Origin of the sequence: Vallitalea okinawensis (assembly GCF_002964605.1) — a bacterium.
Classification (GTDB): Bacteria; Bacillota; Clostridia; order Lachnospirales; family PQDH01; genus Vallitalea_A; species Vallitalea_A okinawensis.
Genome location: NZ_PQDH01000008.1, coordinates 127324 through 146128, shown reverse-complemented (window position 1 = coordinate 146128; position 18805 = coordinate 127324). Strand labels below are relative to the sequence as shown.

Genomic DNA, 18805 nt, shown 5'->3' with positions numbered 1-18805 from the left:
AAGGAAGGTGAAAAAATGTCAGATAATACAAGTTATGTAGATGTTACGAATAATAATGGAATTATAGAGACTTCAAATAACCAGAGCACGATCTATCAAACAACTTCTGAACCCGTTGGTGGTGATCTTGGAAAGAATGCTTTTCTAGAGCTTTTGGTTACTCAAATGCAATATCAGGACCCATTTAATCCTATGGAAGACACAGATTATTTAGCTCAATTAGCTCAGTTTTCATCCTTAGAGCAAATGGAGAATCTTAATACACAATTTAGTCAATACAATGGTAATGCCATGATTGGTAAGTATGGTTATGCTGCTTATATGAATCCTAATACCAGTGAAACAGAGTATATTCAAGGCGTTATAGAAGGTACCTTCTATCAAAATGGTGAAACCTATGTGGTTATTGACCAAAAGGAGGTTCCATTAGAATCTGTGAGCGCGGTTGAATATGCAATAGTTGCGGAAGAACTTGCTAAGATCCAGCAACTTCAGGCAGGAAATGCTTTTTCTCTTATTGGTAAGTATGCTGTTGGGGAGAAGTATGTTGAATCTGAAGATGGTGAAACAACTGAAACGGTTGAAGAAGTTAAAGGTATTGTTGAACAGGTAACTTTAGAAGATGGTAGATTTTATTTGTCCATTGGTGAAGATAAGATTGACTTATCAAATGTAAAAGAAGTACTCAGTGAAGCGCCAGCTGAAACACCTGAGTCAGGTGACGGTGATGCTTAAAGAAAAGTTATGGAGATGTTGTTATGTTAAGTAAAGACATGTTGGTTATACAAAATCGGATTAATAATAACAACGTTAATGACATAGCAAAAAAATCTCAACGTCCCAACAGTTTTAAAGCACAAGCAACATTTGATCAAGTACTATCCCAGCAATTATTAAAAAAAGAGGAGTTAACATTTACTAAGCATGCGTCAATGCGTTTAAATGCTAGAGATATTAATTTCTCAGATGAACAATTGACTCGTATTAATGAAGGTGTTAAAGAAGCTGAAAAGAAGGGAATAAAGGATTCCTTAGTTTTAATTGATGATGTAGCTTTAGTTGTTAACGTAAAGAATAAGACAGTCATTACAGCTGTCAAGAAAGAACAACAGAATCAAATATTTTCTAAAATTGATGGTGCAATTTTAATATAGCTGGACCTCATTGAGGAAGCTATTCATTACCGATTGATTGAAGTAATGATGCACCCATAAGGAGGTAAACATTATGATGCGTTCCATGTATGCTGGTGTATCGGGTTTACGTGTTCATCAGACTCAAATGGATGTTATAGGTAATAACATTGCCAATGTTAATACTGTTGGTTTCAAATCTGAAAGAGCTACCTTTAGTGATATGTACTATCAAACATTGCAAGGGGCTTCAGCATCAAACCCTGAAACAGAATCTGGTGGTACAAACCCCATGCAAATAGGTTTAGGAGTAAGTATTAACTCCATTGATACTTTGATGACAGAGGGAGCAGCACAACGTACCGATAACCCACTTGATGTGAAGATTGAAGGCGATGGGTTCTTTGTGGTAGGCGATGCTTCAGGTACATATTTTACAAGAGCTGGGGTTTTTCAAGTGGACTCTGCTGGCTATTTAACGACACCAGATGGGATGACCTTACAAGGATGGCCAGTTGATGAAGATGGAAAAATTGTTCAAGGTCAAGTAGATCCTTTGCAGATTTATTCGCCTGATCAAGCTTATTCTGAACCTGTTGGTACGACTAAGGCAACAGTATATGGTAATATTGAAGAGAATGATGAAAGGTTAGATTCTGGTAACACAACTGGATATGTTTTTACTACAAGTTTTTACGATGAGATGGGCTATAAATATACTATGGAATATTCATTAGCTAAAGAATCGTCTGGTCCAGGATCAAATCCAGGTGAGGTGAGCTTAAATTTAGAAAAACTTAAGGATTCTGATGGTAATATTATTGTAGATTTTGAAAATTCACCACCAGCAAGTATTCAAATGATGCAAGGAGTTAATAGTTTAGGCACTGATACTGTGATCTTCTTCGACACAACTACAGGTAAATTCAGTGGTATTGGTGATGACTCTGCAACAGTAACAGATTCTATTTCTATTGCAAATTTAGATGTTGTTAAGGATTCTCTTCCTAATGATTTGATAATTGACTTTAGCAGTATGACAATGTATGCTGGACAGAGCAATGTTGAGTCTAGTAGAGGGGATTCACAAGGTTTTGGAGCAGGTCGCGAAGCAGGTACTTTATCTAGTTTTACCATTGGAGCAGATGGAATTGTAACTGGTAAATATAGTAATGGTGAAACAAAAAGCTTGGGGCAAATAGCTATTGCTACGTTTAGTAACCCTGCTGGTTTACAAAAAGTAGGTAGCAACCTCTTTGAAGCTACACCTAACTCAGGTGATTTTGATGGCATTGGGGATGATATTACTTCTACTGGCGGTGCTTTAACATCTGGGGTTCTTGAAATGTCAAACGTAGACCTTTCTAAAGAGTTTACAGATATGATCGTAACTCAAAGAGGTTATCAAGCCAATTCACGTATCATCACTGTTTCCGATGAAATGCTACAAGAGCTAGTAGGTCTTGTACGATAAATGTGGCTGCTAAGGTAGGTAACAACCTACCTTAGCATTCCTTACATGATGAGGTGAAAGAATGATCTATGTGACATTATTAGGTGGACGAAGAATTTTACTCAATGAAAAGCTTATAGAAACCATTGAAGAAACACCCGATACAGTCGTTAAGACTACAACAGGTAAAAAATATATTGTCATGGAGAAGGTTGATCAGCTTTATGACATGATTAATCATCATGGTTAGGGGTTTCTGAATTTCATAATAGAGTGAGGTGTAAACTTTGGATTTAGCTACTATTATTGGAGTTGTATCGGGAATTGTTTTTATTGTCATTTCTATACTTTTAAAAGGGCAGTTAACGACATTCTTTGATGCGGCATCCATCATGATTACAATTGGTGGTACAGCAGCAGCGATGCTTATTTCCTACCCATTGACAAAGTTTCTGAATGGTCTTAAGGTTATTCGACATGCGTTTCATCAGGATACTGTTGAGGAACCAGACATTATTAACATGATTATTGATCTTGCCAATGTTGCAAGAAAAGAAGGGCTTTTAGCTCTTGAAGAAAAAGCTGTAGAATTAGAAGATGAGTTTGTCAAAAAAGGAATTCTTCTGATTGTTGATGGTACGGAAGCGGAGCTTGTGCGTAATGTACTTGAGACAGAATTGGTTTTTATTGAATCAAGACATAAGAAAAATCAAAAATTTTGGGAAGACGTAGCAACTTTTGGACCCGCATGGGGGATGATAGGTACCCTCATTGGTTTGGTTAATATGCTTCAGCAGTTAGAAGATCCAGCTTCAGTTGGACCGAACATGTCTGTAGCACTTTTAACCACATTGTACGGTTCCCTATTAGCAAACTTTGTTGCAAATCCTATTGCTGCTAAGCTTGCTGAACGTAGTGATTCTGAAATAGCTACTAAAGAATTACTCATTGAAGGGTTGTTATCTATATTAGCTGGTGAGAACCCAAGAATTATTGAAGAAAAGCTCAAAGCTTTCTTAGCTCCATCAGTTCGAGAATCTATTGGTGCTCAAGAGGATGCTGGTGAGGAAGTAGGTGCTTAGATGAAAAGAAAGAAGCAGGGTAACGTTAAAAAGGGGTCACCTGAGTGGATGGCTACCTACTCTGATTTAGTAACATTACTTCTATGCTTTTTCGCTGTATTGTTTTCCATGTCATCCATAGATGCTGAGAAATTTCAAGCGTTTATTAACTCTTTTAATAACTCTGTCAATATGTTTATGGGAGCAGAAACAGTTGGTAAAGGAACTGCTATTGGTAATGGTATTAATCAATTACCTGATTTTGAGATTATGTATTATGAGCACCTTAATATGGACCCTGAAGTAGAAGGGGATAATTTAGAAGAATTGGTGCAGGAATTTAAGGATTTTATAGCTGAAAATGGTTTAGAAGATCAAATAGCTGTTGAGGCTAAAGACAATTACATAAAGCTTCAATTAATTGATGATACAATTTTATTTGATACTGGTCAAGCAGAGCTTAAAGTTGATGCTATTGGCATATTAGAAATTTTATCAAAAGAATTAATAAAGTATAGAGAAAATCAGATTAAAATCGAAGGTCATACAGACAATATTCCAATTAATACTGAAAAATATCCGTCCAACTGGTATTTATCCTCTGCTAGAGCTATATCTGTTGCGGAATATTTAATAGAAGAACAAGGTTTTGATCCAAAGAAAATTTCAGCAGATGGACGAGGCGAGTATTCTCCAATCGTTTCTAACGACACGCATGAGGGGCGAGCTAAAAATCGACGTGTAGAAATATATATCTACGTGGATGAATTTGACGAAATTCTTGCTGAATAAGGCATAGCAGTATCTTTACTAGTTTGAATTTATTGTATATGCCCTAAATATTTACTAATATATTGATCATTCAGTATATTTAGCAAGGGGAGAATGTTTATGGACAAAGTTAAAGGTATGATAACCATTAATATTGTATTAACTGTTATTATCGCAATCGCACTTGTTATCTTTGCATTGATTACATTAGGTGGCGATAGCAATAAAACAGCAGAAGAAGAATACGATAGTGGGCAGATATCCCTGACAGAACAAGATATTGATCCTGTAAAACTACCAGACTCAATAATAAGCAATGTGTATGCCATAGAAAATGGTAAACAACATACGCTTAGAGTGGATATTACTGTTGTGCTTAACACTAAACATGATGACTATGAAAGTGTTAAAGAGTTTTTATTAGACACGAATAAAATTGATATGATCATATCCGATATCCATGATATTGTTCGTGTTAAGAGTTACGAAGAGATAAAGAGAACAGACTCTAAACAAATTTTAGAAGAAGAAATACTTGAATTATTAAAAAAGGAATTTAATAGCGATTGTTTTGTAGAAGTTGATCTTCCGGGGTATTTTCACGACTAAGCTAGGAGGTGATGTTGTTGTCTGAGATCCTATCACAGGGCGAAATTGATGATCTGCTGTCGGCATTGAATTCTGGTAGCATAGATGCCGATGAGGTCAAGAAAAGCAATCAAAGTGATGAGAAACTGATAAAAGAATACAATTTTGCCAGACCTTCCAAATTTTCTAAAGAGCAATTAAGAACATTAGAAATGCTTTTTGAAAATTATGTTCGCTTAATGGTGACAAATTTCACTGTCCTATTTCGGTCCCCAGTAAGCGCAGAGATTTTAAGTGTTGAGGCAATAGCATATCAAGAATTCATTAACTCTTTACCGATTCCTACGATACTAGCAATTGTAGATTTTTATCCTTTGAAAGGCTCAATTTTACTTGAAATATCAAATAATATCGGTTATTCTATAATTGATAGATTACTTGGTGGAGAAGGTAAAACCGTGGATGGGGGGCGTGATTTTTCTGAGATAGAAATTGCAATCCTTGAACGAATCATGTCAAGATGTAGTGATTTATTGGTTGAACCTTGGGAGTCTGTTATTGAGTTAAGACCAGACCTTGAAAAGATAGAGACTAATCCGCAATATGCTCAAATGATTTCATATAATGAAATGGTTGCTTTGGTAACGATTGACTTGCAAATTGGAGAGGTACAAGGAATGTTTAATATCTGTATACCTTATATGGTTATAGAGCCGATTATGGATAAATTAAACACCAAGCATTGGTTTTCCAATTTGCAGAAGAAAGATGAAAGTAACTATGATGTAGTCATTGAAAAAAATATCAAGAAGTCGAATTTGATGTGTCGTGCAGAACTTGGTACTACACAGTTAACTGTAGGCGAGTTTGCAAATCTACAAGTTGGTGATGTAGTAAAGCTCGATAAAGCGGTAGATGATCATATTGAAGTATTTGTCGACTCATTTATGAAGTATATTGGTAGCCCTGGTGTTGTGAATAATCATAAGGCTATTAAAATACAAGAAGTCATCAGAGGGGAGGAGTTCGATGGGTAATGCGTTATCGCAAGAAGAAATAGATACTCTACTAGGACTGAATATGCAGGAAGATGAACCAGAAGCCGAAGCGATGTTAGATGGAGATGAAAAGGATGCTTTAGGTGAAGTATCCAACATCAATATGGGTACAGCAGCTACCACCCTATCATCCCTCGTTAATCAGAAGGTAAGTATAACGACCCCTAGTGTCAATATTACGGACTGGAAAGAGTTCAGCAAGAACTATACTCGGCCATGTGTTGTCATTGAAGTACAATACAAAGAAGGTCTAGTTGGTTCTAATTTCATGATATTAAAGGATACTGATGTCAAGATTATTACTAACCTCATGATGGGTGGTGATGGCAAAAATGTAGATTTTGATGAACCTATAGGAGATTTACACTTATCAGCAATATGTGAAGCAATGAACCAGATGGTAGGATCAGCATCGACTTCAATGTTTTCCATGTTTAATAAAAAAATAGATATTCAACCCCCACATGCACAGATTGTTGATTTTGAATTACAAGACTTACCTGAAATCATGAAAGATACAAATTTAGCGCAACTAGTGGGTGATAAATTTGTTCAAATACAATTTGATATGGTGATAGGTGACCTCATCGATAGTGTTATGATGCAGATATATCCTGTGGAATTTGCTAAGGATTTATATAGCAATTTAATACAATCGCAGGGTATAAGTAATGAGGCGATGCAATCACAAGATACAGAGATCAAACAAGAACTTGGCAATGAAGTCAAACAAAGCGAAGTAAAGCAACCTGAAGTTAAGAGTCAAATGCCGCCACAAGCACCACCAATGCCGCCGCCAGTCAATCAAAATAATCAAAGGGTGGATAACATGAATGTAGATTATAATAATTATGATACTATGAACAATGTTAGCAGAAATGTCGACGTTCAGCCTGTTCAATTTCAACAGTTTGAGACCCATAGCGCGCCTGGTAATAACGAAAATATTGATCTCATTATGGATGTACCATTACAGATTTCTGTTGAACTTGGTCGAACAAAACGACCCATTAAGGAGATATTAGAATTTGCACCAGGTAGCATAGTAGAATTAGATAAGTTGGCAGGTGATCCTGTTGATATATTAGTGAACAGTAAGATGGTTGCTAAAGGTGAGGTTGTTGTAATCGATGAGAACTTTGCTATAAGAATTACTGAAATTATTAATAAGAAAATAAATCTTTATTAGTTGGAGGAGAAACAATGGGGAAAAATGTTTTAATTGTTGACGATGCAGCTTTTATGAGAATGATGATAAAAGATATTTTAGGTAAAAACGGCTATAATGTCGTAGGTGAAGCAGAAAATGGAGCAATAGCTGTTCAAAAATTTGAGGAATTAAACCCTGATTTAGTGATTATGGATATTACAATGCCTGAAATGGATGGTATTGATGCAGTAAGAGAAATTCGCTCAAAAGATAGTAATGCTAATATTATTATGTGTTCTGCAATGGGACAACAAGCAATGGTAATTGAATCAATTCAAGCTGGAGCAAAAGATTTTATCGTAAAACCTTTCCAAGCTGACCGTGTTATAGAGGCTGTTAATAAGGTTATTGGATAGGGAAACTATGGGTATACATAGCCTTTTAAGTACACAAACTGGTGTTTTAGACTTGGCCTTTATGCTAATTGTTTTTATAATTGTACTAGCATTAGCTTATTATGCCAGTAAATTTATATCTGTACAGAATTCAAGCCTTCAGAGAAAGAAAAATTTGAAGGTCATTGAATCTGTACAAATAGCACCTCATAAAATGATACAATTGATTCAAGTTGGAAATAAGTATTATGCTATTGCTGTTACAAAAGATAACATCACAAAAATAGATGAGATTGATGAAAATGAGATTGATTTGACAGAGATTTCCCATAAAGAAGTTTCATTTAAAAGATTATTGCATAATATGACTAAAGAACACAATCAGGAGGTAGTAGGTAATGAAGACAATAAAGAGTAAACGGCTTCTGATTGTAGGAATACTTTTCTTAACAGTCCTTTTTTTAGGAAACTCTTATGTCATGGAAGTGCATGCTACAGAAGCGGTGGATTCCTTAATGGAAGTGACCATTAACTCTGGTGATGATCAGTCTGTAATTCCTTCTCTTCAAATGCTATTTTTATTAACGATCATAGCACTTATACCAGCTATTCTTGTGACAACAACATCCTTTACAAGGATTATTATTGTATTAAGCTTTGTTAGATCTGCGTTAGGTGTACAGCAATCACCGCCTAACCAGGTTTTAATTGGTCTTGCTTTATTCTTAACACTTTTCGTTATGGGACCAACATTAAGTGAAATTAATGAAAATGCTTTCCAACCTTATACAGAGGGAGTTATTAGCCAAGAAGAAGTCATGGAGCGATCTATTGAACCCATGCGTGAATTTATGTTTAGTCAAGTTGGTGCTGATGAATTAGCTTTATTTAGTGATATTGCTGGAATAGAAGTCTTAGAGCCAACAGCCTATGACGGGTATCCTACAAGGGAAGAACTGCCAACTACTGTCCTTATACCAGCATTTATCATCAGTGAAATAAAAACAGCTTTTATTTTAGGATTTATCATCTATGTACCTTTTATTGTCATTGATATGGTTGTTGCTTCTACGCTTATGTCAATGGGTATGATGATGTTACCACCTGTAATGATATCATTACCATTTAAGATATTACTGTTTATATTAGTTGATGGGTGGGGTTTAGTTATTGGAGAATTAATGAAAACCTTTCAGTAAAGAGGTGTTTTAATTGTCAGAAGAAGTGATTTTAGAAATCGTATCAAAAGCTATATGGACAGTTATAACCACTGCAGCACCCTTATTGCTTCTCGCGTTAAGTGTAGGACTGATTGTAAGTATCTTTCAAGCGGTTACATCGATACAAGAACAAACTCTTGCCTTTGTACCAAAGATACTTGCTGTGTTTGCTGGCTTGTTAATATTCGGGCCTTATATGTTAAGTAATCTAGAAGGATTAATAGTTGAGTTGTTTACTAATTTCTCAACATACATAAGGTAATTGTCCATGGATCAAATGGTAGATTTAACAATATTCTTATTAATTTTAGTTAGATTTTCTAGCTTTATCATGTTAGCACCGCTTTATGGTGGGAGTAATGTACCACCCTATGTAAAAGTAGCATTAGCTTTTTATTTAAGCCTTTTAGCTTACTTTACTCTACCTTCTGACTATACAGTGGTCTTTCAAACAGATTTTGAATATGCAATAATTATTTTAAAGGAATTCATGACAGGAGCAGCTTTAGGTTTTACTGTTTATTTGGTTTTTACTTGCTTATATCTAGCTGGTCAAATAGTGGATTTCAATTTAGGGTTTAGCATGGTTAACGTGCTGGATCCAGTAGCTAAGATACAAGTACCTTTAATGGGTAATTTCTACTATTTATTACTATTAACAGTCATGTTGGTGATTAATGCACATCTTTATCTCATCGAAGGGATGGTATTTAGTCTCCAAGCTTTACCGCTGGGCGAAGCAGGAATTACATCAGGATTATTTACAACGTTAGTCGAGTTTTTTACAACCATGTTCATTTTAGCAGTAAAAATAGCAAGTCCCATTTTAGTGTGTATGTTTATTGTAAATGTAGCTCTGGGGATATTAGTAAGAGCTGTACCACAAATGAATATGTTTGTAGTGGGTTTGCCAATCAAACTCATCTTGGGATTAATCATATTGCTAATAACAAGTCCGATTATCATTAATATAGCGGACTATCTGTATACAATGATGAATGATGCATTTTTTAATGTTTTAGAAGGATTGATCCAATGAAATCATATCCAATCATAGCGTATAATTTGCAATTCTTTGCGAAAGAAGGACAAGGTGGAGAAAAGACGGAAAAACCCACCCCAAAGCGTCGTAGAAAAGCAAGAGAAGAAGGACAAGTTGCTAAAAGTAATGAAATTAGCACCGCTTTAAGTTTTATTGCTGTATTTGCCAGTGTGGGAATATTTATTGCTTATTGCTTTGAAAAGATGAAACAGGTTTTTTATAAATCTTTTCAAATGTTTCAATACAGTGAAACAACGGATTTCCATAATCCAAGTTTTGTTTCTACTTTTGTAAGTGATGCTTTTAAAGAAGTTTTACTTATCGTACTGCCCTTTATGCTAGTCGGTTTTTTAGTAGCATTTATATCCAGTTTTATTCAAGTTGGATGGCATCCAACGTTAAAACCTCTAAAACCTAACTTTGGCAGATTGAATCCAATAAAGGGGTTAAAGAGATTATTTTCACTTAAGATTTTAGTTGAATTAGTAAAATCAGTACTTAAATTGACAATTATAGGATTTATTATTTATTCAACTCTTATAGACCAAATGGATTTAATTCTAAATCTCTTTGATTATAGAGTGATAGAGATTACAACTATTTTAATAGATTTCACAGTTGAGATTGGTCTGAAAGTTGGGGTCTTTTACTTGGTCGTAGCAGGTATTGATTATGCTTATCAAAAGTATGAACATGAGCAAAATTTAAAGATGACCAAACAAGAAATTAAAGAAGAATATAAAATGCAAGAAGGTAATCCCGAGATTAAGCGTAAAATTCGTCAGAAGATGAGAGAAGTTTCTATGCGAAGAATGATGCAGGATTTACCTAAAGCAGATGTTGTTATCACGAACCCAACACATTTTGCTGTAGCCATTAAGTATGATGCCGATGTATCGACAGCGCCAATTGTCTTAGCTAAGGGAGCAGATTTAGTTGCTAAAAGAATTAGAGAAATAGCAACAGATCATGAAATAGAGATTGTTGAGAACAAACCTTTGGCTAGAACTTTATATTATACAGTTGACATTGGTGGCGAGATACCGCCTGAATTATATCAGGCCGTGGCTGAAGTATTAGCCTTTGTTTATCGACTTAAACATAAAGGCGTATAGAGAGGACGTTTAGGTATGAAGCCATCCAATATATTAGTAGGTCTGTTTGTCATAGGGGCAGTCATCTTATTGATTGTACCTATACCAGGTGAACTACTTAATGTCTTTATTATTTTTAACATTGCTATTGCACTTTTTGTATTATTTAATGCATTATATACAACTGAAGCACTTGAAATGTCTACCTTTCCTACTATGTTACTCTTTGCGACGGTTTATCGCCTCTCTTTGAATGTTGCTTCAACGAAATTGATTTTGACTTATGGTGAAGCAGGACAAGTCATTCGAGTATTCGGTGAATTCGTTGCTGGTGGTAATTTTATAGTAGGTATTATTGTATTTATAGTTTTGATTATTGTACAATTTATGGTTATCACTAAAGGTGCTGAAAGGGTTGCTGAAGTATCAGCGAGATTTACTTTGGATGCGATGCCTGGTAAACAGATGGCCATTGATGCCGATTTGAATGCAGGTCTTATAGATGATCAAGAAGCTAAAACACGACGTCAGAAAATACAACAAGAAGCTTCATTTTATGGTGCTATGGATGGTGCCAGTAAGTTCGTTAAAGGAGATGCTATTGCTGGGATACTTATCACCTTCATTAATATTATCGGTGGTATTGGTATAGGTATTATGATGAATGGTAGTAGTTTTAATGAAGCTTTAAACAACTATACCATATTGACCGTAGGTGATGGCTTGGTAAGTCAGATTCCTGCGTTAATGATTTCTCTTGCAACGGGTATTTTAGTTACGAAGGCATCGAAGGACGCCAACGTTGGTGAAGAAATACAAAAGCAATTGTTTTCGATGCCAAGAGTGTTTATGCTAACTGGAGGTATTTTGATTCTTTTGGGGATACTCTTACCACTACCCAAAATTCTTATGATGGGTGTGGGCTCTCTCATACTTTTTGCAGGGTATCGCATGATTCGAGAGTTAAAGGTTCAATCTGTTGAGGAGGAAATAACAGAAGATGATACGGATGTTGAAGAAATAAGACGACCTGAGAATGTCGTTTCTTTAATCAACGTAGACCCAATCGTTTTAGAGTTTGGTTATGGTATTATTCCTTTGGCTGATGTGAATCAAGGTGGTGACTTGCTTGACCGTGTTGTTATGATACGTCGGCAAATTGCTCTAGAATTAGGTGCTATTGTTCCTGTCATTCGTCTGAGAGATAATATTCAACTCAATCCAAATGAATACTCAATTAATATAAAAGGTGTAGAAGTCTCTAAAGGTGAAATAATGTTTGATCACTATATGGCCATGAATCCGGGCTATATAGAAGAAGAGGTAGATGGTATTCAAACCGTTGAACCAGCTTTTGGTTTGCCAGCTTTATGGATTTCTGAAAGCCAACGAGAAAGAGCAGAAGCATTAGGTTTTACTGTTGTAGATCCACCATCATTAATTGCAACACACTTAACAGAAATTATTAAGCGTAATTTAGATGAACTGCTTACAAGAGAAGATGTGCAAACACTTATCAATACAGTAAAAGAAAAGCACCCTACTCTTGTAGAAGAGCTGGTACCCAAATTATTGAGTGTTGGAGAAATCCAAAAAGTACTTATGAACTTATTAAATGAAGGTATTTCTATTAGAGACTTAGTAACAATCTTTGAAACATTAGCCGATTATGGTGCTTCTAATAGGGACGTTGATATTCTTACGGAGTATGTACGCCAGAAATTGAAGAGAAACATCTCTAAGACTTTCTTAGATAACCCTAAGAATAATGTCATTACATTAGATCCTGGGTTGGAACAAAGGATTATGGATTCTGTTAAACAAACAGAGCAAGGTTCCTATCTTGCAATTGATCCATTGACAACTCAAAAGATTTATGATGGATTGAAAAGAGAAGTTGCAAAAGTTACATCGACAGGTCAGCAGCCAATTGTTTTATCATCACCAATCGTTCGTTTATACTTCAAACGATTGACAGAAAATATCTTACCTGACTTGATCGTATTATCCTATAATGAACTGGATTCTAGTGTAGAAGTTCAAGCAGTGGGGATGGTGAAAATAGCATGAACATAAAAAAATATACAGCATCAACTGAAAAACAGGCTATCGAACAAGTCAAATTGGATCTTGGACTTGATGCAGTTATATTGAATATTAAAAAGATAGAACCAAAGGGCTTTAAGCGTTTTTTTGTCAAATCTTCAGTCGAAGTTCTAGCTGCTGTAGAGGAACAGGATAAGAATACAGATGACAATATACCTATGCAATCAGAAAATTTTACAAATTTGGAAAAGAAATTAGACAGATTAGAAAATATTATGAGTGAAAAGCTAATTCAGGTGGAGAAATCCTTAAAAAATGACGATAATAATATAAAATATAAAAATGAGGTCGTAGAATTAATTTACAATCACCTCAAAGAAAAAAATGTTGATGATGATTTAGCTTTAATGTTAATTAAAGGCATTGAGTCACGAGATATGAATGATGTTGTAACAACAATTTATAAAAGAATCATTAAATTGCTAGATGAGCCTGAAATAATCAAACCCTCTTCAGATCAGAAGGTTATTATCTTTGTAGGGACAACTGGTGTTGGGAAAACAACAACCATTGCTAAAGTAGCTGCTGAGCTTCTAATTAATCAAAATAAAACAATAGGATTGATCACAACAGATACCTATCGAATAGCGGCAGTTGAGCAATTAAAAACTTATTCAAAAATACTAAACCTCCCTGTTGAAGTAGCGTATTCTAGTACTGACTTACGCGAATCTATTCAACATTTTAATGATAAAGATATTGTATTAATCGATACTGCTGGAGCTTCTCAGAAGAATGAGGATCAATTTAATGATACAATTAAAATGATTAATACATTAAGTGAAATGGAGATATATTTAGTTATTAGTTTAACAACTAAGTATGAAGATATGATAGACATTGTGGAACGCTACAGTTATTTTGGTAACATAAAAATTATCTTTTCCAAATTGGATGAAACGAATGGAATAGGTAGTATTTTAAATATTAAGAGTAAGTATGGTGTCAAACTATCTTACATTACAACAGGCCAAAATGTACCTGATGATATAGAAGTAGTCGATCCCCATCACATTGCAAAGCTTTTATTAGGAGGCGATTTTGGTGCTTGATCAAGCTACTCGGTTACGTCAAATGATGAAAGAAAATAAGACAACTAGGGTAAACAACAACATGAAAATCATTACTGTTACCAGTGGCAAAGGTGGTGTAGGTAAATCTAATTTTGTAGCAAATCTAGCTATAAGCCTTCAGCGTATGGGGAAAAGAACAGTTATTTTAGATGCGGACTTTGGTTTCGCTAATATTGATGTTATCCTCAACACTGTTGCTCGTAATAGTTTTATAGATTTGATTAAAAAGAATATGCCAATTACAGAAGTATTAACATCAGGACCAGAAGGAGTTCAATTTATATCAGGTGCATACGATGTTCATAAACTTCAAAACGTTCAAGATAAAGAATATGAAAATTTGATAAGTGGTTTTAATCAGCTAGCTGAGAATGCAGATGTTTTAATAATTGATACTGGAGCAGGCTTGCAAAATACAGCACTTCGTTTTATGAGTATATCTGATGATATTGTTGTTGTAACGACGCCTGATCCTACAGCCATTACTGATGCCTATTCTCTAATAAAATCTTTAATCGCTGAAAAAGTTTATAATGAAAAAAAAATGAAGTTACATCTTATAACTAATATGGTGGATCATCACAAAGAGTCTGAAGAAGTCTTTTTAAGACTCAATACAGCTATTACTAGATTTCTTGATATTCGAATAAATCCTTTAGGATATATTCCATTTGACAAGCATTTAAGAAGCTCTGTGAAGCAACAATCTCCAGTGACTATAGCAGCTCCAAATAGTAAAGCTTCAAAATCAATTCATGACATTGCAACAGAATTAATCGAAACAGCAGAAACTAATCAAGAACAGAAATCAATTAAATCCATAGTTAAGAGCATTCTTGGTATTAGAATTTAATGGAGGTCATCATGCTAGAAAATATTTTTCAACCCGGTGATAAAGTTAAAATATACCCTGTTCATAAAAAGGGTGAAACTTATTATCTTAGTCAAGTAGAAGAAATTAAGGGTGAGGAAATTTTAATATCAGCCCCAATAAAGCTTGGTCGTGTTCTACCACTTTCTGTAGGGAAGGGATATACCTTTGACATATATACAGATCAAGCCATTTATCGAACAAACCCTGAAATTGTTAAAAGAAGCAGGGAAGGGAACTTATTTTTACTTCATATTAAAATAGATGTTGATGATATGCGAAAGATTCAGCGAAGGAATTATTTCAGGATAGATTGCCTAGTACCCATAAAAATCACAGACTATATTATTGAGGGACCTAAAAAAGAACTCATCAATGACTTACCTGAAGAGGCGGTTATTGTAAATATAAGTGGTGGTGGCTTTAAATTCTTAACAAAGAATCAATATGAAAAAGGTACAACAATTAAGTTACAAATGGAATTAGAAATAAGAGATGAGTTAGTAGAAGTGTTTGTAGAGGGGACAGTTATTGATTCTGAATCCTTGTATGATGCCAGTAAACGATATGTGAATCGAGTAAAAATTATTAATATTTCACCTAGACATCGTGAGCAAATCATTCGGTATGTTTTCGAACAACAAGTTAAACAGAAGGGCAAATAAGGAGAGATAACATGACAGAAAAGATAAAAGTAGTTGTTGTTGACGACTCAGCATTTATGAGAAAGATTCTCTCCGATCTCATCATGTCAGACGGAAGATGTGATGTCATCGGTAAAGCTTCTAATGGGCTTGAAGCTATTGAAGTGATTAAGAATAATAAACCTGATGTTATTACAGTTGATGTGGAAATGCCCAAAATGAATGGGATTGAAATGTTGAAGGAATTATACAAGACTGATAAAATCCCTGCAATTATGATCAGTTCAATAACTACTGAGGGAGCAAAAGAAACCTTAGAAGCCTTAAGTTTAGGAGCAGTTGACTTTATTACAAAACCAGAAAATATATTTAGTATTAATTCAGAGGAAATTAAAAATGATTTGATATCTAAGGTTGTGACAGCTGCTAATATTCCTTCATGGAAGATTGCAAAATCACAATTTAAAATACAAGCTAAACCTATACAAGTTAAGCAAGATAAAAACCTTGATATGAGTGTTTTTAGTGATCACATTGATCAATTAGTCACAATTGGGACTTCAACAGGTGGACCGAAAGCCTTACAAACAGTTATTAGTCATATTAATAAAGGATTTAATGCACCAATACTTATTGTACAACATATGCCAAAAGGTTTCACAGCCTCATTAGCTTCACGATTAGATACTATGAGTGAAATACATGTGAAAGAAGCAGAAGATGGTGAGATACTGAAAAAAGGTGTTGCTTATATCGCACCTGGGGATAAGCATATGGTCATTAAACGTATGAGTACTTATAAGTATAAGATATTGCTAGACGACTCTGAAAAAGTAAGAGGTCATAAACCTTCATGTGATGTTATGATGACTTCTGTTGCCAATGAATTTAAGCATCATACTATTGATGTTATTATGACTGGAATGGGAGCCGATGGCAGTTTAGGTCTAAAGGAATTAACAACAAAGTTAAAGAGTTATGTTATAGCGCAAGATAAAGATTCCTGTGTAGTTTTTGGGATGCCAAAGGCTGCTATAGATCTTGGCCTTGCTAATGAAGTAACTGATTTAAAGAATATTAGCCATATACTTAATGATAAAATTGGGGTGATATAATGGATATGGAACAATATTTAGATATTTTTATTGAGGAAGCTAAAGAGCATTTACAGAATCTCAATGAGAGTATTCTTGAACTTGAAAACAATCCAGAAGATGAAAACTTAATTAATGAAATCTTTAGAATTGCACATACCATCAAAGGTATGGCGGGAACCATGGGTTTTACAAAAATGCAAAAATTAACTCATGATATGGAGAATGTCTTATCAGAAATAAGAAATGGTAGTTTTAAAGTTACAACGGTATTAATTGATGTTTTATTTAAGTCCCTTGATGCTTTAGAAGGGTATAATGAGGAGATTGCTTCAACAGGTTCTGAAGGTGCTGAAGAGCATAATGATCTTATACGTATACTTAATGAAATACTTGAAGGTACATATGAGGCTGCTGCAGCTGTAGAGGTGGTTGCTGAGCCAGTAGTGGAAGAAGTACAAACATTGGAAGATGAAGAAAATGAGTATGAAAAGAAGTTTACCCAAGTTAATTTTGATAATTATGTAAGGGGAACTGTTGTACAAGCTAAATCTCAAAACTTCAATTTCTTTGGGTTAACTGTGTATATATCACCAAAGTGTGTTTTAAAGTCTGCAAGAGCATTTGTTCTTTTTAAGGCATTAGAAGAGATCGGCGAGATTGTTAAGACAATACCTGAAGTTCAGGATATTGAAGATGAAAAGTTCGATTTAGATATTTCCCTCTTTGTATTAACTAAAGAATCTAAAGAGAAAGTACTCAGTGTCGTAGAAAATCTATCTGAAATAGAAAAAGTTTTAATTGATGAAGCGGAGATTAAAGAAGAAGTTGTTGAGAAGGTAGTTGATAAACAAGCTACAAAAGAAGAGAAAACTGTAAAAGAAAAGAAAGAGAAGCCTAAAACAGCAAAAACTGTTCGTGTTGATATCGAACGCTTGGACATCTTAATGAATTTAGCCAGCGAGCTTATTATCATTAAGAACTCTCTCGAGAACATAGATGGATTAAAGCAAAACAGTAGTTTTAATGAATCTGTAGAATATCTTGAAAGAATTACTACTAATCTTCATGATGCAGTAATGAAAGTTCGAATGGTACCAGTTGAGCAAGTCTTCAACCGTTTCCCGAGAATGGTTCGAGACCTATCCAAAAAACTCAACAAAGAAATTAAGCTTGAGATGTCTGGTAAAGAAACAGAGCTTGACCGAACTGTTATTGATGAAATAGGAGATCCGCTATTACATCTTTTAAGAAATGCAGCCGATCATGGTCTAGAGACCCCTGGGGAAAGGGTAGCCAAAGGTAAAAACAAAGAAGGTCATATGAAACTTCGAGCTTTCCAAGATGGTAATAACGTGCTTATTGAAGTAAAAGATGATGGTAAAGGCATTAATTTAGATAAGATTAAAGAGAAAGCTATCAATAATGGGCTTATCAGTTCGACTGAAGTAGAAAATCTTAAGAAAGAACAAATTATGGACTTCTTATTCATGCCTAGTTTCAGTACAGCGAAGGAAGTTACAGATGTTTCTGGTAGAGGCGTTGGTTTAGATGTGGTTAAGACTAAAATCCAAGCTTTAGGAGGAAGCATTGAAGTTGATACAGAACCAGGTAAAGGAAGTACCTTCACGATTCGTTTACCATTAACTTTAGCGATTATTCAAGCTTTAATGGTGAACATTGGATTAGAGAAATATGCAGTTCCATTAAATACTATCCAAACAATAGAAAAAATTGATTCTAAGGACATTAAAATGGTCCAAAATAATGAAGTTATTATTTTAAGAAACAAGGTTATACCAATTATTCGATTAGATGAAATCTTACATGTGAAGAAGGATCAAGAAGATCAAGATGCAATTACAGTTGTTATTGTTAAAAAGGGTGAAAAACTTGCAGGCTTTGTTGTGGATGACTTAATTGGTCAGCAAGAGATTGTTATTAAGTCTCTTGGTAAATACCTAAGCAACATTAAATTAATCGCTGGGGCAACAATTTTAGGTGATGGTGAGGTTGCATTAATTCTTGATATTAATTCACTTGTATAGTTGG

21 protein-coding genes are annotated in these 18805 nt (G+C 34.6%); all 21 read left to right on the top strand.

From position 1 onward, the window contains the following. Positions 1-15: 15 nt before the first annotated feature. The 21 genes from C1Y58_RS19645 (at position 16) to C1Y58_RS19545 (ending at position 18801) form a co-directional block, all read left to right on the top strand. Entirely contained in the window at positions 16-735 is a 720-nt protein-coding gene (locus C1Y58_RS19645; protein ID WP_105618055.1) for a flagellar hook assembly protein FlgD, read from the top strand. A gap of 23 nt (positions 736-758) precedes the next feature. Continuing rightward, complete coding sequence (locus tag C1Y58_RS19640) at positions 759-1154, top strand: TIGR02530 family flagellar biosynthesis protein (protein WP_105618054.1); 396 nt, start codon at positions 759-761, stop codon at positions 1152-1154. 73 nt (positions 1155-1227) lie between these two features. Further along, positions 1228-2607, top strand: a complete 1380-nt coding sequence (locus tag C1Y58_RS19635) for a flagellar hook protein FlgE (protein ID WP_105618053.1) — start codon at positions 1228-1230, stop codon at positions 2605-2607. A 61-nt stretch (positions 2608-2668) separates the two neighbouring features. Further along, positions 2669-2836 carry a flagellar FlbD family protein gene (locus C1Y58_RS19630; protein WP_105618052.1) on the top strand — a complete coding sequence of 56 codons (168 nt, stop codon included), beginning with the start codon at positions 2669-2671 and terminating at the stop codon, positions 2834-2836. 37 nt (positions 2837-2873) lie between these two features. Next, entirely contained in the window at positions 2874-3668 is a 795-nt protein-coding gene (locus tag C1Y58_RS19625; protein ID WP_105618051.1) for a motility protein A, read from the top strand. Continuing rightward, on the top strand, positions 3669-4439 hold the full coding sequence (locus C1Y58_RS19620) for an OmpA/MotB family protein (protein WP_105618050.1): 771 nt from the start codon (positions 3669-3671) through the stop codon (positions 4437-4439). Between the two features lie 99 nt (positions 4440-4538). After that, positions 4539-5027, top strand: coding sequence for a flagellar basal body-associated FliL family protein (locus C1Y58_RS19615; protein ID WP_157950210.1), 489 nt, complete (start codon positions 4539-4541; stop codon positions 5025-5027). Between the two features lie 17 nt (positions 5028-5044). Further along, on the top strand, positions 5045-6043 hold the full coding sequence (gene fliM, locus C1Y58_RS19610; RefSeq protein ID WP_105618048.1) for a flagellar motor switch protein FliM: 999 nt from the start codon (positions 5045-5047) through the stop codon (positions 6041-6043). Next, positions 6036-7253 carry a flagellar motor switch phosphatase FliY gene (fliY, locus tag C1Y58_RS19605; RefSeq protein WP_105618047.1) on the top strand — a complete coding sequence of 406 codons (1218 nt, stop codon included), beginning with the start codon at positions 6036-6038 and terminating at the stop codon, positions 7251-7253. The genes fliM and fliY overlap by 8 nt, the downstream gene beginning before the upstream one ends. A gap of 14 nt (positions 7254-7267) precedes the next feature. Beyond that, a complete protein-coding gene (locus tag C1Y58_RS19600; protein WP_105618046.1) occupies positions 7268-7630 on the top strand; it encodes a response regulator in 363 nt (120 codons plus the stop codon). A gap of 7 nt (positions 7631-7637) precedes the next feature. Then, on the top strand, positions 7638-8027 hold the full coding sequence (gene fliO, locus C1Y58_RS19595; RefSeq protein ID WP_105618045.1) for a flagellar biosynthetic protein FliO: 390 nt from the start codon (positions 7638-7640) through the stop codon (positions 8025-8027). After that, entirely contained in the window at positions 8008-8808 is an 801-nt protein-coding gene (gene fliP / locus C1Y58_RS19590; protein ID WP_105618044.1) for a flagellar type III secretion system pore protein FliP, read from the top strand. The genes fliO and fliP overlap by 20 nt, the downstream gene beginning before the upstream one ends. Positions 8809-8821: 13 nt before the next feature. After that, on the top strand, positions 8822-9091 hold the full coding sequence (gene fliQ, locus C1Y58_RS19585; RefSeq protein WP_105618043.1) for a flagellar biosynthesis protein FliQ: 270 nt from the start codon (positions 8822-8824) through the stop codon (positions 9089-9091). A gap of 6 nt (positions 9092-9097) precedes the next feature. Next, positions 9098-9868 (top strand): flagellar biosynthetic protein FliR, encoded by a 771-nt coding sequence (gene fliR / locus C1Y58_RS19580; protein WP_105618042.1) that lies wholly within the window; start codon positions 9098-9100, stop codon positions 9866-9868. After that, entirely contained in the window at positions 9865-10986 is a 1122-nt protein-coding gene (gene flhB / locus C1Y58_RS19575; RefSeq protein WP_105618041.1) for a flagellar biosynthesis protein FlhB, read from the top strand. The genes fliR and flhB overlap by 4 nt, the downstream gene beginning before the upstream one ends. A gap of 15 nt (positions 10987-11001) precedes the next feature. Continuing rightward, positions 11002-13035, top strand: a complete 2034-nt coding sequence (flhA, locus tag C1Y58_RS19570) for a flagellar biosynthesis protein FlhA (RefSeq protein WP_105618040.1) — start codon at positions 11002-11004, stop codon at positions 13033-13035. Further along, positions 13032-14123, top strand: coding sequence for a flagellar biosynthesis GTPase FlhF (gene flhF / locus C1Y58_RS19565; RefSeq protein ID WP_105618039.1), 1092 nt, complete (start codon positions 13032-13034; stop codon positions 14121-14123). The genes flhA and flhF overlap by 4 nt, the downstream gene beginning before the upstream one ends. Then, positions 14116-14997, top strand: coding sequence for a MinD/ParA family protein (locus C1Y58_RS19560; protein ID WP_105618038.1), 882 nt, complete (start codon positions 14116-14118; stop codon positions 14995-14997). The genes flhF and C1Y58_RS19560 overlap by 8 nt, the downstream gene beginning before the upstream one ends. Before the next feature lie 11 nt (positions 14998-15008). Further along, the gene (locus tag C1Y58_RS19555; protein WP_170311639.1) at positions 15009-15680 is read left to right on the top strand and encodes a flagellar brake protein; all 672 of its coding nucleotides are present in this window, start codon (positions 15009-15011) and stop codon (positions 15678-15680) included. Positions 15681-15691: 11 nt separating this feature from the next. Further along, complete coding sequence (locus tag C1Y58_RS19550; protein WP_105618036.1) at positions 15692-16774, top strand: protein-glutamate methylesterase/protein-glutamine glutaminase; 1083 nt, start codon at positions 15692-15694, stop codon at positions 16772-16774. Beyond that, a complete protein-coding gene (locus tag C1Y58_RS19545) occupies positions 16774-18801 on the top strand; it encodes a chemotaxis protein CheA (protein WP_105618035.1) in 2028 nt (675 codons plus the stop codon). The genes C1Y58_RS19550 and C1Y58_RS19545 overlap by 1 nt, the downstream gene beginning before the upstream one ends. The last annotated feature ends 4 nt before the right edge of the window (positions 18802-18805 follow it).

Bases quoted from the DNA above. Each gene is read 5' to 3' on its own strand.
- C1Y58_RS19630 (WP_105618052.1), top strand. From the start codon at position 2,669: ATGATCTATGTGACATTATTAGGTGGACGAAGAATTTTACTCAATGAA.
- flhB (WP_105618041.1), top strand. From the start codon at position 9,865: ATGAAATCATATCCAATCATAGCGTATAATTTGCAATTCTTTGCGAAA.
- fliY (WP_105618047.1), top strand. From the start codon at position 6,036: ATGGGTAATGCGTTATCGCAAGAAGAAATAGATACTCTACTAGGACTG.
- C1Y58_RS19550 (WP_105618036.1), top strand. From the start codon at position 15,692: ATGACAGAAAAGATAAAAGTAGTTGTTGTTGACGACTCAGCATTTATG.
- C1Y58_RS19620 (WP_105618050.1), top strand. From the start codon at position 3,669: ATGAAAAGAAAGAAGCAGGGTAACGTTAAAAAGGGGTCACCTGAGTGG.
- flhA (WP_105618040.1), top strand. From the start codon at position 11,002: ATGAAGCCATCCAATATATTAGTAGGTCTGTTTGTCATAGGGGCAGTC.
- fliP (WP_105618044.1), top strand. From the start codon at position 8,008: ATGAAGACAATAAAGAGTAAACGGCTTCTGATTGTAGGAATACTTTTC.
- fliR (WP_105618042.1), top strand. From the start codon at position 9,098: ATGGATCAAATGGTAGATTTAACAATATTCTTATTAATTTTAGTTAGA.
- C1Y58_RS19645 (WP_105618055.1), top strand. From the start codon at position 16: ATGTCAGATAATACAAGTTATGTAGATGTTACGAATAATAATGGAATT.
- fliO (WP_105618045.1), top strand. From the start codon at position 7,638: ATGGGTATACATAGCCTTTTAAGTACACAAACTGGTGTTTTAGACTTG.
- flhF (WP_105618039.1), top strand. From the start codon at position 13,032: ATGAACATAAAAAAATATACAGCATCAACTGAAAAACAGGCTATCGAA.
- C1Y58_RS19545 (WP_105618035.1), top strand. From the start codon at position 16,774: ATGGATATGGAACAATATTTAGATATTTTTATTGAGGAAGCTAAAGAG.
- C1Y58_RS19600 (WP_105618046.1), top strand. From the start codon at position 7,268: ATGGGGAAAAATGTTTTAATTGTTGACGATGCAGCTTTTATGAGAATG.
- C1Y58_RS19640 (WP_105618054.1), top strand. From the start codon at position 759: ATGTTAAGTAAAGACATGTTGGTTATACAAAATCGGATTAATAATAAC.
- C1Y58_RS19615 (WP_157950210.1), top strand. From the start codon at position 4,539: ATGGACAAAGTTAAAGGTATGATAACCATTAATATTGTATTAACTGTT.
- C1Y58_RS19635 (WP_105618053.1), top strand. From the start codon at position 1,228: ATGATGCGTTCCATGTATGCTGGTGTATCGGGTTTACGTGTTCATCAG.
- C1Y58_RS19555 (WP_170311639.1), top strand. From the start codon at position 15,009: ATGCTAGAAAATATTTTTCAACCCGGTGATAAAGTTAAAATATACCCT.